This window comes from Allorhizobium sp. NPDC080224 (assembly GCF_050281005.1).
Taxonomy (GTDB): domain Bacteria; phylum Pseudomonadota; class Alphaproteobacteria; order Rhizobiales; family Rhizobiaceae; genus Allorhizobium.
Genome location: NZ_JBNNWJ010000008.1, coordinates 32809 through 47267, shown reverse-complemented (window position 1 = coordinate 47267; position 14459 = coordinate 32809). Strand labels below are relative to the sequence as shown.

Below are 14459 nucleotides of genomic sequence, written 5' to 3'. Positions count from 1 at the left end.
GTGAGTGAGTGGGCGGCTAGCCTAGTGTGGCAACTCCTCTCTTGAGATATGGAGGAAACTAGCACTACTTTGGCACGTTTGGCTTGGGAGGTTCTGTGATGAGCATCTCACAGTGGGGGCATCGTAGCGGCGGTGGCCGTGCCAAGATGTCGAGTATCGCTTTCCTGAGGGCCGGCATGCTCGGTTGTGGCGGCGGACCTGTGAGTCTTTTTTTTCCGTCCCGCGGCCTTGAGGCGGCGGGATTGGAGAAAGGCATAGGCGATCATCGTCATCAAGGCATGTCGATGTAACCCCGTCCAGGACCTGCCTTCGAAGTGGTCGAGCCCAAGCTCCTCCTTGAGTTGCTGGTGTGCCTGCTCGCAGACCCATCTCGCTTTGATCGTGGCGGCGAGCGTTTTGAGGGTGGTATCGGTCGGCAGGTTCGACACATAGTATTTTTGCTCTCCGGTCGACCGCCGCTCGCCGACGAGCCAGACTTCGTCGCCAGACATGAATTGCACACGATTGTCGAGCATCCGGTGCTTATGGCCACCGCAACCCGGACACGGCGGGCTGCGAAGATACATGTCAGCCGGCCTTTATGAGACCTGTGCGCGGGCTGTTTTTCTCGTTGAATTGGTTGAATTTTCCGATCCATCAGGACGTTTGTTCGGTGCTCGATAGGTGATTTTCAGGCCGCCTGCCATTCTCACCTGTTAGTCGCATGTGCTTGAGCACTTCAGTGGGCGACCGCCACGATGTTGAGGCATCGCTTCATGTTGTAGGTGATGGCCGTCATTCGGATTTGCAAGGCAGCTTTTGCTATGCCTCTCCAGCGCATCCGGCGCAATCCATAGGATCGTTTCCACGTTCCGAATATCTTTTCGATCCGCCCACGGATGCGGTGGATCGGCTGGTTATAGGCTTCGAGGCGCGTATCTCGGCTTCATCACGGACCCACATTCCGGTGGCAACGATGCGCGGGGTTCCACCTTTGGCTCGCACCGCCTGGCCGAAGTGATCGCCGCGATAGGCGCTATCGGCATAGACGTCACCGGGATTGTCGGGAAGCGCATCAGGGCCGGCGCGTCCATCATTGATATTGGCCGGTGTCACTGCGATTTCTTCCACGCGCGCCGTATCAGCATCGGCGCCAACATGCGCCTTGTAACCGTGAACCGCCGTTCTTCCGCGATGTTTGACCCAATGACCGTCGGCGTCGTCTTCACTGGCTGAGGCAATAATGGTCGCATCGACCAACGTCCCGGTCTTCACCTTGATCGCCTTGGCTTTCAGTTGTGCTGTGATCTCATCAAATAGGACTTTGTCTAGGCCTTGGGCGACCAGCGCCTTTCGAAACCGCACAAAGGTCGTACGTTCCGGCGTCGGCTCCGATCTGGAGAACCCGCAGAACCGCCGAAATGAACTTCTGTCATCAAGCGCTTCGGACAGCTTCACATCTGAAAGGTCGTACCAGACCGCGAGCAGCATCGCCTTGAACAGGGCGAGTGGCGGCCAAGCGGGTTCGCCCTTGGCAGCACTTGAAATCATCGCAAGACGCCGATCTGCCAGCGCCCAATCGATCACCTTCGAAAGCGCATCCAATGTCGAAGCGTTCTTGCGATCCGGCGCGAACTCAAACGCTTCCTGACCAATACGACGACGGCTCATCGCAACCTCCATCAATCGACAAAGGCATTGAATCATCAATGATTCCATACGTCTATGATTATCCGCGCACAGGTCTCATTAGTGCCCCGGCGCCAGCTAACCTTTTGCCATTTCTCGCCCGCCAACATCGCCTCGGCAGAAACCGGGGGCCGGTCAACGAGTTTCGCCCTCACAGCGATATCGTCAACAAGCCGCCGATATCGCTCATGAATGCCTCCGGCGCATCCGGTCCGCCGTGAGTGTCACCCCCGGGAAATTCCCCAGTCGGGTGATCCGGAAACGGGTCCCACGTCGACGTTCTTCAACTTAGCCAAAATCCCAGCTTCGAGCCGACAGGCCTTCTCCGGCATGCATATGAAACGATCGGCAGCAGGCTTTGTTCACGATTATGGCTTCTGGACAGCTATCGGCATACAGCTTTCACAACGGGCCTGTCTCTCTCTTATCCGGCGCGTTGAATGCGTCGCTTGGCATCGAGTTCGTAAAGGATCGGCACGACGAATACGGTGAACGCCGTGGAGACGACAGTGCCGAAGATCAGCGAGATCGCAAGACCGCCAAAGACCGGATCGGTGATCATGATCGCCGAGCCGAGGATGATGGCGAACGTGGTGAGCAGGATCGGCCGCAGGCGGACGGCCCCTGCCTGACGCACGGCGACGTCGAGCGGCATGCCGTGTTTGCGGTTGTCCTGGATGAAGTCGATGATCAGCAACGAATTGCGGATCACGACACCGGAAAGCGCGATGATGCCGACCATCGAGGTGGCGGAGAAGTCCGCGCCAACAATCCAGTGCCCCGGAAAGATGCCAATCACGCCGAGCGGCACTGAGGACATGGCGATCACCGGGATCATGAAGGAGCGATAGTAGGCGACCAGCAGGAGGTAGACGAGCAGCAGCGCGCCGCCAAGCGCGATACCCATGTCGCGATAAATATCGAGGGTCATGCGCATCTCGCCGCCCCAGAGCAACTGGTAGCCGCCGATCGTATCGGGGGCATCTTCGTGGAACCCGAGATTGCCGGTCCTGAGCGGCTTGCCATCGGGAGCAATAATGGCATCCAGACGCCTCTGCAGGTCGAGGACCGCATAAAGAGGTACGGAGTCCGACAATTCACCGCCGACAAAACTCACCCTTTCGTTGTCGCGGTGCTGGATCGGCCTGTCTGCGTTCGCCGGTACGACTCTGACCAATTCCGCCAGAGGGACAGGCTTGCCGTCGGTATTGTCGACGAAGACGCGGTCAAGGCGCTCCGGGTCCACCGCGTAGCGGCGCGGCACGTAGACCCTGACGGGGACGGGATTCCTCTCGTCAGCGAGGTGCGCGCGGCTCAGTTCGTTTCCGCCATAGATGATGGCGAGGGCCTGGGAGATCTGTGCGGTCGAGACCTTCGAAAGGGCTGCCTTCTCCTTGTCCGGCACGATCCGGTGTTCGGGGATATCTTCCGGTTCCGTATCGGAAAGATCGACCATGTCGTAGGTCACCTCGAAGGCCTTGCGGACTTTCGCGGACAGTTGCCGCAAGCCGTCCGGTTCTGGACCGTAGAGTTCGGCCAGTACTGTGGCGCGCAGCGGCGGGCCAGGCGGATCCTCGACAAGCGCCGCTTCCGCGCCGGGATAGCGCTTGCGGATTTCATCGACCTTGGGACGCAGCTCGCGAACGATGTCGATGGAGCTTTCCTTGCGGTCGTGCTTGTCAGTCAGGTTGACGCGGATCTCGGCGACCGGATTGCCTTCGCGTTCGGTGGTTCCCTTGAACAGGCCGTTGAAGTCGGCGACCCCCGCCTGCCCTATCCAGCTCTGGTAGTTGACGACGTTCCTGTCCTGAGAGAGCAGCGCACCGATCTCGCGCACGAACTTGTCGGTCTCCTCGACAGGCGTCGTCTCGGGCATCGCGACGACGATGTTGAAGGTGTTCTTGTTGTCCTTGGGCAGGAAGCCGATATTGACGCCCGCCCACGAAACCGGGCCGCCCACGCCCGACGGGCGCACGAACTGCCAGGCGCCCTGCATCACCGATCCCGTCATCAGGAGGGCGATCAGCACGGCAAAGCCGATGCGGGCGGCACGATGCTCCTGCAGCGGCGCGATCAGGCGGAGATAGAGCTTTTCCAGCCGGCCGGGCTCGCTGTGCGAGACTTCCTGCTCATGCTCGTCGGCCTCCTGCACGGCATGGCGGCTCAGCCAGCAATTGGCCGCCCAGGGCGTGACGATATAGGCGACAATGATGGATGCCAGCATGGCGATCGGCACATTGTAGGCGATTGGGTAGAAATAGTCGCCCGCCATGCCGGAGACGAGGAAAAGCGCGCTGAACACCAGCATGACGGCGAAGGTCGCAAGGTTGGTGGCGTTGCCGATCTCGTTGGTGGCGAGGACCGTCATCTTTTCCTTGGCCATCCGCGACCGCTTCGACCCGTAGTGGCGGTGAATGTTCTCGATGACGACAATCGCGGCGTCCACGAGCAGGCCCAGCGACAGAATAAGCGCGAACAGCGTCACGCGGTTGATGGTGACGCCGCCGAGCAGATCGGCCGCCAGCGTGATCGAAAAGATCAGCGGCACGGTGACCGTGACGATCAGCGCCTCACGCCAGCCGAGGAAGAAGACCAGCACGATCGCCACGGTCACCAGCGCGATGGCGAGATGCTCGATCAAAAGGTTCACGGCATCGTTGGCCTTCTCCCCGTCGTCGCGGGTGACGACGACCTGAACGTCCTTCGGCACGAAGGAGGCCTGCATCTCCTCGACGCGGTCGATGACCGCATTCGCGACGACGACGGCATTGGCCCCCTTCTTCTTCGCAATGGCGACGGTCACCGCCGGCATGTCGGACGAATCCGGGCTGGCGAAACGCGGGTCGCCCGGCCCGAAGGAAAAACGGCTGAACTGCGTAATCTCCGTCTCCGGGCCGTCCGTGACGGTCGCCACGTCGCGGACATAGACCGGCCGGCCCTCGTGTACAGCGAGGATCTGGTTGCGGACATCCTCGGCCGAAGTGAAGGATGCAGAGAGCTTGATGGCCTCGACCTTGCCGTCGCGGACGGTCGGTTGAAGCGGAACCGACAGGTTGCTCGCCTCGAAGGCAGCATAGGCCTGGCTCAGCGTCACGCCGAAGGCCTGAAGGCGATCCGGATCGAGCTCAATGGCGATTTCCCTGTCACGCCCGCCCTTGATGCCGACGACCGAAACGTTCTCGGCGCTGCGCAGGCGCTCGGCCATCCGTTCCGCGACCCGTTTCAATGCATAGTCGTCGTAGTTCGCCGAGGCCAGCGTGACGGCAAGGATCGGAACGTCGTCGGCGTCGATCGAACGGACGACTGGCGTGCCTGCATCGGTGGGCAGGCTGGACCGGCTGGCGAGGACACGATCATAGAGCTTGACGAGGGATTCTTCCTTCGACTCGCCCACCTCGAATTGCACCTGCACCATGCCGACGGAATTCTGCGCGATACCGGCGGTATGGTCTACGCCGGGCAGTTCGCTAAGAATGCCTTCGAGAGGCGTGACGATCAGGGATTCGACCTCGGCGGCGGAAGCGCCGGGAAGCGTGACCGTGACCACCGCGCCCGGCACGACGATCTGGGGGTTCTCTTCGCGCGGGGTCTGCAGGATCGCGATGACGCCCATCAGGGCCACGCCGACGATGAAGACGATGGTCAGCTTCGAGGTGATGAACGTCTGGGCTAGACGTCCGGCGATATTAAGATTGGGGGCGCTCATCGGACGGCATCCGCCGTCTTCATCCGGGCGCCGTCCGGCAGCCCGCCATCGACCTCAGCCACGATCTTCTCCCCGCCCTTCAGGCCGGACACAACCTCGACGACGCCGTTCAACTCCCGGCCCGTGCGCAGCCATCGGAACCGCGCCGTTCCGTTCTCGACGACGAAGACACCGTCCAGACCGCCCCTCTTCGTGATCGAGTCCCGGGGAACGACCGGGGCCTGATAGGTTCCCAGCCGGATATCCGCGCGGCCGAACATGCCGGGCACGAGAGCCGCATCGTCGGGCAGCAGAGCGTTGATCTCATAACGTCGCGTCACGTCGTCCCCGGAGGGAACGATCCCGCGGATACGCCCCGCGAATTCCCGGCCGCCGAGCGCGTCGATCCGGACGGCGACGGCTGTTTCCGTGCTGATGGATGCCAAGCTCTGCTCGGACAGATAGGCCTTGAACAGTAGGACCTCGTGGGATTCGACAACTAGAATGGAGGCGCCGGCCGTCGCCATCTCTCCACTTCGCCTGGCCACGGAAACGATGACGCCGTCGACGGGGCTTGTAATCGTCGCGTAGTCCTTCTGCGCTTCGGCGGCAGCGAGCGCCGACTTCGCCCTGTCGAGCGTGGTGCGGGCGATGTCCGCCCGGACCTTGGCCTTGCGCAGGGTTTCCGAGGCGACTGAGCCCGATTCAGCGAGGCCGGTGTATTTGCGAACATCCGTTTCGGCGTCGCTCAGATCTTCTTCGGCGGCGATAACGAGCGCACGGGCCTGCCGGATGGCTTCGTCGATATCGGTCGGATCGATCCGCACAAGCAGGTCGCCCCGTTTCACGCGCTGTCCCTCGCGCACGTCGAGTTGCTCGATGAATCCGACAACACGTGACGACACCTCCACACGCCCGTCCGAGATCACGGAACCGGGAACGGTGTAGTTGATCGGAATATCTTTCAGTTCGACGGTATCGACGGTTGCGTCGACGGGATCTGCTGCCTTTGAATTCTGTTCGGCGCCGTGGTCATCACAGCCGGATAGCAGAAGCAGCACCGCAAGGATTGAAGCGGTATGGAGGGAACGGGACATTTCAGGCGTCCTTGGCAGGGGGGGTCTTGAAACTCTCGCGAAGAGCCGCGAGAACATGGCGTATGATCACATCCGGATCGAGATGATCGGAGCGTCCGCCGGGCAGGTGCCGGACGATCGCGCCGAGCTGTACATGCCCCAGCACGACTCCGATGATCGAGACGGCCGCCAGGAAATCGTCGTCGCCGTCGCGAATCCTTGCCCGTGCCAGCGACCGGACGAGCGCGAAGGGGCGTTCGAGAACCGTCTTCGACAAATATTCCAGACGCCCGGCGTCTCCATCGGTCAGTTCCCGGATCAGCAGCCGGAAGAAGATTCGGTCATCAACTAGGAGATGCGCGAACCAGCGGACAAAGGTTTCGAGCCTTTTGTCAGCATCCCGGCTGGTGTCCAGCAGGGCCTCCAACGACGCTGCCTTATGCGTGAACACATGCGCAAGTGCTTCCTGGATCAGTTCGCCCTTACCCTTGAAGTGGTGATAGAGATTGGCCGGAGTCACACCGACCTCGCTCGCCACATCACGCATGGAAACGGCGCTGTAGCCGAGATCGGCGTAGAGACGGGCGGCAGCCTCGACGATCGCGGTTCTTGTGTCGGTGGCTTGCATGGCTGCCCTCGCAAATAACTTAACGTTCGTTAAAGCGATGTAGAGAGGGATTTGACCCATGTCAATTGAAAGTTCGTTCGATTGAACTATATTGAATTTATGAATGAGGAGTAGGGTTCATGACGGTCAAATCAGCCGAATCCAGCGGACACGAGGCCAGGAGCGCCAAGACGCGCTCGCTGCTTATCGCGTCGGCGATCGAGGTGATCGGCGCCGTCGGCTATGAGGGTGCCAGCACGCGCGCCCTGGCCAAGGCAGCGAACACGACCATGTCGGCCATTCGCTATCATTTCGGGGGGAAGAAGGAGCTTTATCTCGCGGCGGCACGGATGATCGCCGATTATGCCGCAAGTCGCTTCAAAGAGACGGGCGCGATCCTGGAAACCGATGATCCTGCCGAAAAGGTCATCCGTTTCGAAGAAGCCCTCACCAATCTTCTGCGCATCATTCTCGAAGATGCCGAGCCGCATTCGTGGACCTCGTTCGTCGCGCGCTGCACCTACGATAATGACGAGGCCTTCTCACTGATTTACGACCGGGCGATTGCCCCCTTGGTGGAGCACCTAGTCCGAGCCGCGAGCGACTTTTCCGGACGCAGCCCCGGCGACGAGGCACTCAGGCTGCGCATCAGCGCGATCGTGACCGCCATCGTCAGCTTCAGGTTCCTGCGCGGCATCATGCTGCGCAGCATGGATTGGAAACGGATGCAACCCGACTGCATCGGCCAGATCGAGGACATGGTCCGCGATCTCTGCCGAAGTGATTTCCTGGCTGTCCGGCTTCCCCAATGACGCTCCGGGGAGTGAACGGAACCTGCCCCGAACAGTCAGACAATCTCCTCTTTGAACAGAAAAGGAAACACCCGATGAGCGATCAATCCCATACGCACCAAGCCGTCGCCTGGGCAAAACAGCGTCTCGATGATGTGGACGCGATCATTTCCGAAATCGAGAAGACATCGGACTCGCTGAAGGACACGGCACGCAAGGAAGCCGATGCCGCGCTCGCCCGGCTCAAGGCTTCCCGCGGCACAATCCAGAAGATCTACGACGATCTGCGCACTGAAGCGCAAGCGGTGAAGGGCAGCGTCGAAGATATCCAGGATGCGCTGGAGGCCGAGTGGATCGAGGTCGAATCCGCCTTCCAGACCTATCTGTCGGCGGTGAGGGATCAGGCCGAAACGGTCCGTGAGGTCGTCGTTGCTCGGGCAAAAGCCCAGCGGCGGTCCTGGGAAGCGTCCCTGACGGCTTTGCGCCAGCAGGCGGTAGATGCCGTCGATACGGCGCGCGGGGAGTTCGACGCCGCGATTAAGCGGCTGTCGGACGAAGCGGAAAAATTCCAGGCGAGAATCGGTGAGGCCAAGGATGCCGGCGACGAGTCCTGGAAGGCCGTCAAGGGGGGGCTTGCGGATGCACGGGCCGTTCACGACCGCACGATCCAGAAGATCAAGGACGCCTTCTCGAAACTGCTTTGATCGTACGCATCGGCGATCTCCACAACAGAAAACCAGGGAGAACCGACATGAAACTCCGCTTATCCGCAACTGGTCTGGCCCTCGTTGCCCAGACCGCGCTGTTTTCGGCTCCGGCCGTCCTCGCGCAGGAGACCCCCACGCAGACTGCTCTTGCCTCTCAGGACGACCCCTCGCTTGCCAGGCAAGCACTGGAATGGTCGCAGGATCAGCTTGCCGAGCTTGATGCGACCATTGCTGTCCTCGAGAAGGAAGCCGCAAAACTTCAGGACGTGGCTCGTACAAGGGCCGAGGAGGCGCTGAAGACGCTTCGCGACCGGCGCGACGCCTACAGGATCCAGGCCGAGGAGTCCGTGGCCAACGCCAGGACCTGGACGGACGCGCAGGTGGCCGAGGCGCGCAAGTCGCTCGACGACAACTGGGTCGCATTCCAGACCACGCGCGACGAATATCTCGAAACGGCCAAGGCGGATCTCGCGACCCGCCGGGCGGTATTGGAAGCCGAATTGGAGGCGCGCCGGAAGGCTTGGCAGACAGCGCTCGACGAACTGCGCGCCGATGCGGAAAAACTCGCTGCCGATCAGCGGGCTTCGATCGATGCCCGTATCGCTGCCCTGAACGCCCAAGTGGACGAGGCGAGCGCCCGCATCGCACGCCTCCAGGATGCTTCCGCCGAGGCATGGGAGAAGACGAAGCAGGGCTATGCGGATACGCAAAAAGTCTTCCTCGACACCTATGCCTCGATCCGCAAATCCATAAGGGACGCGACGAAGTAGTCCCTATGCGCCGGAGGCGACGGTCCGCCCCAATCCCGCCTCCGGCGCAGATTCAAGGAGAAGGCGAATGAACCTGATGAGCGAAATCCTGGCTTTGCGCTCGGAAATCGAAGCCCATGCCCGCAAGGTACCGTCCGACGACAGAAGCGAAGATGAGCCGCCGGCAGGCAATGTCACGGAACCGCACGACGTCGAAACCTTGCTGAAGCTGGTGAACGAAACTGTCGATGAGTTTGCCGGTGAACTGGACAGGTTTCCCCGGCTGACAGCGCTTGTCGCGCTCGGTGTCGGCCTTGCCGCCGGCGTCGTCATCAGCCGCCGTTTCCGCTAGCCGTTTTCCGCCTCGCCCGAAAGGTCAACCATGTCCACTCTCAGTTCCGCAAAACTCTACGGCCGCGTGGCGCTGCTGCGCCGCCAGGTTCTTCTCAGGCAAATCATCCGGCGCGCCATCGCCGGCGCGCTCGCGGTTGCTGCCTTCGTCGTTACCGCCGGGCTTGCGACCTATGCCCTGTTCCTCGCGATCAGGGTTCCGCTCGGCGACCTCGGTGCTGCGATGGCAATCGCCGGAATTTATCTCGTCGCAGCGCTGATCCTCCTCGCCTACTCGTTGCGAGAACCGCGTTCGCCGGAATTGCAGGCGCTCGAGGACATGGAGGCGGCAGCATTGGAAACAATCGCGGCGGAAACGCAAGGCATGGTGCAGATGGCCACTGCCGCGGGCCACCGTATCGAGAACCTCGGCAGCAGCCTTTCGCTCGGCATCGGCATCCTGTCGGCCCTGCGCCGGCTGCTTTCATCTCGTAAGGCCTGATCGGGCAGATGCGCGCACGTCTCACATATCGCGGCATGGGGCCGTTGTGGCCTGGATTCGCAACACATTCACCGGTGTCCCGGACACGCCAGGAGTGGCCTTGAGGCGGCCGGGAAGCTGGACATCCCGCGTCAGAGTGTCCGGGCTTTTCCGGAGCCGGACAATGCTGAAAAAATGGTCCCGGCTTGCGATGCAAATTGCAATACCAGTCATCCTTCTCGCCGCCCTGCTCGGAGGGCCGCTGCTCATCCTCATATTGCAACACCAGGGACGATGACAGGGACTCTCATCCAGCCCCGCGCAATTCGTCCCGCCGGCTATGGCCATCGACCCTGCACATCGTCCTGAATGAACGGTTTGGGAGAGGTTATCACCCCATCGATGAAGAGCAAGCGGCGGCAAGCCACTGGAATAGTTCGATACCGCAGATCGACGACAAAGCAATCATCCGAAGACCGCGCTGCTCTCGCGCGCGTTGTTGAGGTTCCGTGGGCATTTCTGCAATAGTACCCGCTAGGGGACATCGAAAGCGCTTGGATTGAAGCGATTGATGGTCGGCAAATTCGTGCAAGTAGCAGACACGGCAGTGGTCTGGACATACTGTTACGGAAGCGATGCGCTGGGTTCAAAGCCCTTAGGTCTTTGGAAAAAGGTCCTTATCCTCCACGACCTTTTGCGCCAACAGCAGGCTGCATCCAAGGCTGTCGCTCAGCTCGGCAGCAACGGACCGGCTCAGCCAACGAGTCCAGAACCCGTGACGGTGGTGTCCGACAACGACGAGATCCGCCCCTGTCTCAGCGGCCACCTTACTGATGCTGGCCACAGGATCGCCAAACTGCATCCGAATGCGGGGGGCTAGTCCCATGGCTGTGAGCCTTTGTCGCCCCTCGTCCAGGATCGACCGCAATTCATCTTGCTGATAGCTCAACACGCTGGCATCGGCCGCCTGCGCCAACGCATTTCCCGATACGGTTTCAACGACAGCCAAAAGGGTCACCCCGGCGCCCGTGATTTGGGCCAAACGCGCCCCTTCACGGAGTGCCAACCGTCCTTCGCGTGATCCGTCGTAGCAGAGGAGGATGTTTGTGTACATCGGCGACTCCTGTCCTCGAAATGGTGCTTGCCAGATAATTTGCTCTACATTAATTAGGTGACTAGTTATTTTCAAGCTACCTTGTAGTGAGGATCGATGGCTGGTGCCCCGGATCTGAATGAGTCCTTCACCCGTTCACTGGCGACGGTGTTGCGCCAGTGGACGAGGCATGTCGATCTACAGTTTCGTGAACTCGGCTTGTCACAGGCTCGCTGGAGAGTGCTTTTTGAACTCTCCAGACGTCAGGATGTGACGCAGATTGAATTGGCTCATTCGCTCGGGATCGAAGGGGCCACCTTGGTGCGTCTGCTGGACAGGCTGGAGGCCGACGGCCTTGTGGAGCGACATCCGTGTGAAGACGACCGACGGGCCAAGAGGCTTCACCTGACCGACGGCACCAAGCCACTGATCGACAAAATGAAGAAGATTGCAGCTGCCAGCCGGGCTGAACTCCTCGCGGAAGTGTCACCCGACGACCTGCGAACCGCCACACGGGTCCTGAGCCAGATCGAGACCCGGCTTGAACTGTTGAGAAGTGACCAGAATGGATAATATGAAGGCGAATAGTCCTAATATTGGCAATACTCCCTCCGAAAGGGCAGAAGATTTCTCCCCACCCAGGCGCAGCCGGGTGAAATGGCTCAAACTGCTTATTATCGGGGTTCTGGTCGGAGGCACCATCTGGTTGAGCGCACCTTGGCTACGGGCGCGGTTCACGCAAATCCACATCGATGACGCCCGGATCGCGGCCAACATCGTGACGGTATCAAGCGAGGTCGCCGGACGTGTGACGGCCTTACCGGTCGTTGTCGGCGATTCTGTCAACGCGGGCGATATGCTCGCCACCATCGATCGGGAGTCCTCCGAACCCCAGCTTTCGGCGGTTCTTTCGAAGCTTGATGCAACAGACGCACAACTGGCTGAGATTAGAACGCGCAAGATGATGCTTGAGAAGCAACTTGCTGCACGTCGTGAAGCCGCGGCAGCCAGCATTGCGGCTGCCAATGCGAACCATGAAGCAGCATTGGCCGCTTTCAGGAACGCACAGAGTCGACACGACCGGGTGACCAAACTGGCTGGTCAAAACGTCTCCTCGCAGCAAAATCTCGAAGATGCCCGTGCGACGCTTGACGCAGCCGTGCAACAGGAACGTGCGGCCGCCGCCGCGATCGAGAGCGCAAGAGCCGATCTGGCCATTGTTGAGGCGGACGCAGCGCAGATGGATGTGTTGGACTCCCAGGTCGCTTCGGTACTGGCCGGACGGACAGGAACTGAGGCGGAGCGCAGTCTCAAGGAGATCGACCTTGCAAACCGCACGATCAGCGCGGCCTTCCCCGGTATTGTCGATGCCACTTTCGTTGATGTCGGCGAATATGTGACACCGGGAACGCGGCTGGTCATGTATCACGCCCCTGATGAGGTATGGATCGATGCCAACGTTAAGGAGACCAGTTTCGGCAGCATCCAGATGGGGTCGAAGGCCCGCATTACCGTCGATGCCTTCCCTGGCCGGGAATTCGCAGGTGAGGTGACCGCAATGGGCGGCGCAGCGACCAGCCAACTCGCGCTTCTGCCAAGCCCCAATCCCTCGGGTAACTTCACAAAAGTCACCCAGCGCCTGCCGCTCCGGATCTCCATCAATCCCGACGGGGTGCAACTGCGTCCCGGCATGATGGTCGAAGTCTATGTCGATGTCGCAGATTGACCGCTATTTCGAGCACCACGGCCCTGCCTACAAATGGTATGCGACCGGGACGATCATGGTTGCGACCATTTCCGTGGTGCTGTCCACCACGATCGTGAATGTCGCTATTCCTGCTGTCATGGGTGCATTCGGGATCAGCTCGGTTCAGGCGCAATGGATTTCGACCGGCTTTCTGGCAGCCATGACGGCGACGATGCTCCTTGCGGATTGGGCGGATCGTGCGTTTGGCATGCGGCTGACCATGAACGTGTCGATGGCGATCTTTCTTTTCGGTTCGGTTGTCGGGGGATTTGCGCCGAATGAAACGATCCTAACCCTTGCACGCGTCGTGCAGGGCGCGGCGGCCGGCATCGTGCAGCCCCTGGCGATGATCATGCTGTTCAAGGTTTTCCCGCCCGACAAACGCGGAGCCGCAATGGGAATTTACGGCGTGGGCGTCGTTCTTGCCCCGGCGCTCGGACCTTGGATCGGCGGCGTGCTTATGGACGCGTTCAACTGGCGGTTCGTCTTTTATCTGGGCCTGCCCTTTGCGGGCATTGCCATACTTCTTTCGAACCTCTTTCTTCCCGGCCGGGAGGAAAAAGGCCCCTTGCCGGCGTTCGATTTCGTTGGAGTTGCCATCCTCTCCGTCTTTCTCGCTGTCCTGCTGAGCACGCTGTCGAGCGCGCAGCGTCTGGGATGGGATTCCAATACGATTTTGCTTGGGTTCGTCGTTTCGATAGTGGCCGCTTTGGCTTTCATCGGATGGGAAATGCACACGAAAAAGCCCATGCTGGACATGCGGCTCTTCGCCAATTTCGCCTTTTCCTCCGCCTCCCTTGTCTCCTTCATCATGGGAGCCGGCCTCTTCGGCTCGACATACCTCCTGCCGGTTTTCGTGCAGCAAATACAAGGAATGACCCCGACCCAGGCCGGCCTTCTGCTGATGCCGTCAGGGTTTGCCATGCTCTTTGTCTTCCCGATTGCTGGCCGTTTGTCCGACAGGATGGCGCCTGCGATCATGATCGCTGTCGGTATGGCAATCTTTGCCTGGTCCTCGTGGCTCATGTCCGCATCGGATGTGAACACAGCCTTCTGGACCCTGGCATGGTGGACTGTAATCTCGCGCGTCGGATTGGGCCTTGTGTTCCCGGCGATCTCGTCCGGTTCGCTGAAAGTCCTGCCGCGCCATCTTCTCGGGCAGGGATCGGGGGCGGTGAACTTCATCCGGCAGCTCGGTGGCGCCTTCGGTGTGAACCTGCTGACAGTGTTTATCGAGCGGCGAACGATCATGCACGCGGATGCGTTCGCAGCGACGCAGACCAGCGACAATTCTACCACCATGGAGTTTCTTCGCGAGGTGGCCGGTCTGGTGCGGGCATCCGGGCTGCCGGAGAACCAGCTCTTGCCTACTGCGGCCTCTTTTCTGGGGCAGAGCGTGGTGGCTCAGGCAACGAATGCCGCATTCCAGGACGGCTTCCTTGTTGTTTTCGGGATATTCCTTCTCGCATTGTTACCTACCTGGTTCATGTGGCGCGCCAGATCGCCTGCGTCATAGGTCCCACAA

14 protein-coding genes and 1 pseudogene are annotated in these 14459 nt (G+C 60.5%); 8 read left to right on the top strand and 7 right to left on the bottom strand.

What is annotated here, in order from left to right:
• Positions 1 to 107: 107 nt before the first annotated feature.
• The 6 genes and pseudogenes from ACQKP1_RS24290 to ACQKP1_RS24265 form a co-directional block, all read right to left on the bottom strand.
• Positions 108 to 580, bottom strand: a pseudogene (locus ACQKP1_RS24290) (transposase); the annotation flags it as partial.
• Positions 581 to 718: 138 nt separating this feature from the next.
• Positions 719 to 859: a transposase gene (locus tag ACQKP1_RS24285; protein WP_427277357.1), complete on the bottom strand. Its 141-nt coding sequence runs from the start codon at positions 857 to 859 to the stop codon at positions 719 to 721.
• Positions 802 to 1698, bottom strand: coding sequence for an IS5 family transposase (locus ACQKP1_RS24280; RefSeq protein ID WP_427277325.1), 897 nt, complete (start codon positions 1696 to 1698; stop codon positions 802 to 804). Before ACQKP1_RS24280 ends, ACQKP1_RS24285 begins: the two co-directional genes overlap by 58 nt.
• 394 nt (positions 1699 to 2092) lie before the next feature.
• A complete protein-coding gene (locus ACQKP1_RS24275; RefSeq protein WP_147180968.1) occupies positions 2093 to 5374 on the bottom strand; it encodes an efflux RND transporter permease subunit in 3282 nt (1093 codons plus the stop codon).
• Positions 5371 to 6450: an efflux RND transporter periplasmic adaptor subunit gene (locus ACQKP1_RS24270; protein ID WP_147180969.1), complete on the bottom strand. Its 1080-nt coding sequence runs from the start codon at positions 6448 to 6450 to the stop codon at positions 5371 to 5373. Before ACQKP1_RS24270 ends, ACQKP1_RS24275 begins: the two co-directional genes overlap by 4 nt.
• 1 nt (position 6451) lies before the next feature.
• Positions 6452 to 7057 carry a TetR/AcrR family transcriptional regulator gene (locus tag ACQKP1_RS24265; RefSeq protein ID WP_170253461.1) on the bottom strand — a complete coding sequence of 202 codons (606 nt, stop codon included), beginning with the start codon at positions 7055 to 7057 and terminating at the stop codon, positions 6452 to 6454.
• Positions 7058 to 7176: 119 nt separating this feature from the next.
• Here ACQKP1_RS24265 and ACQKP1_RS24260 point away from each other — a divergent pair, with 119 nt between their 5' ends.
• The 5 genes from ACQKP1_RS24260 (at position 7177) to ACQKP1_RS24240 (ending at position 10115) form a co-directional block, all read left to right on the top strand.
• The gene (locus ACQKP1_RS24260) at positions 7177 to 7848 is read left to right on the top strand and encodes a CerR family C-terminal domain-containing protein (protein WP_147180971.1); all 672 of its coding nucleotides are present in this window, start codon (positions 7177 to 7179) and stop codon (positions 7846 to 7848) included.
• Between the two features lie 74 nt (positions 7849 to 7922).
• Positions 7923 to 8531, top strand: coding sequence for a hypothetical protein (locus tag ACQKP1_RS24255; RefSeq protein ID WP_147180972.1), 609 nt, complete (start codon positions 7923 to 7925; stop codon positions 8529 to 8531).
• Positions 8532 to 8578: 47 nt separating this feature from the next.
• The gene (locus tag ACQKP1_RS24250) at positions 8579 to 9304 is read left to right on the top strand and encodes an MbeD/MobD family mobilization/exclusion protein (protein WP_147180973.1); all 726 of its coding nucleotides are present in this window, start codon (positions 8579 to 8581) and stop codon (positions 9302 to 9304) included.
• 67 nt (positions 9305 to 9371) lie between these two features.
• Positions 9372 to 9635, top strand: a complete 264-nt coding sequence (locus ACQKP1_RS24245; RefSeq protein ID WP_147180875.1) for a hypothetical protein — start codon at positions 9372 to 9374, stop codon at positions 9633 to 9635.
• A gap of 30 nt (positions 9636 to 9665) precedes the next feature.
• Entirely contained in the window at positions 9666 to 10115 is a 450-nt protein-coding gene (locus ACQKP1_RS24240; protein ID WP_174033594.1) for a hypothetical protein, read from the top strand.
• A 634-nt stretch (positions 10116 to 10749) separates the two neighbouring features.
• On the opposite strand, the gene ACQKP1_RS24235 is transcribed toward ACQKP1_RS24240, so the two are convergent.
• On the bottom strand, positions 10750 to 11208 hold the full coding sequence (locus ACQKP1_RS24235) for a universal stress protein (RefSeq protein ID WP_147180877.1): 459 nt from the start codon (positions 11206 to 11208) through the stop codon (positions 10750 to 10752).
• Positions 11209 to 11304: 96 nt separating this feature from the next.
• Between ACQKP1_RS24235 and ACQKP1_RS24230 the strand changes: the two genes are divergently transcribed.
• Genes ACQKP1_RS24230 through ACQKP1_RS24220 form a run of 3 tightly spaced genes read left to right on the top strand, consistent with a single transcriptional unit; the run spans position 11305 to position 14450 of the window.
• Positions 11305 to 11760, top strand: coding sequence for a MarR family winged helix-turn-helix transcriptional regulator (locus ACQKP1_RS24230; protein ID WP_147180878.1), 456 nt, complete (start codon positions 11305 to 11307; stop codon positions 11758 to 11760).
• A complete protein-coding gene (locus ACQKP1_RS24225) occupies positions 11753 to 12913 on the top strand; it encodes an HlyD family secretion protein (protein WP_147180879.1) in 1161 nt (386 codons plus the stop codon). Before ACQKP1_RS24230 ends, ACQKP1_RS24225 begins: the two co-directional genes overlap by 8 nt.
• On the top strand, positions 12900 to 14450 hold the full coding sequence (locus ACQKP1_RS24220) for a DHA2 family efflux MFS transporter permease subunit (RefSeq protein ID WP_210245758.1): 1551 nt from the start codon (positions 12900 to 12902) through the stop codon (positions 14448 to 14450). Before ACQKP1_RS24225 ends, ACQKP1_RS24220 begins: the two co-directional genes overlap by 14 nt.
• Positions 14451 to 14459 lie beyond the last annotated feature (9 nt).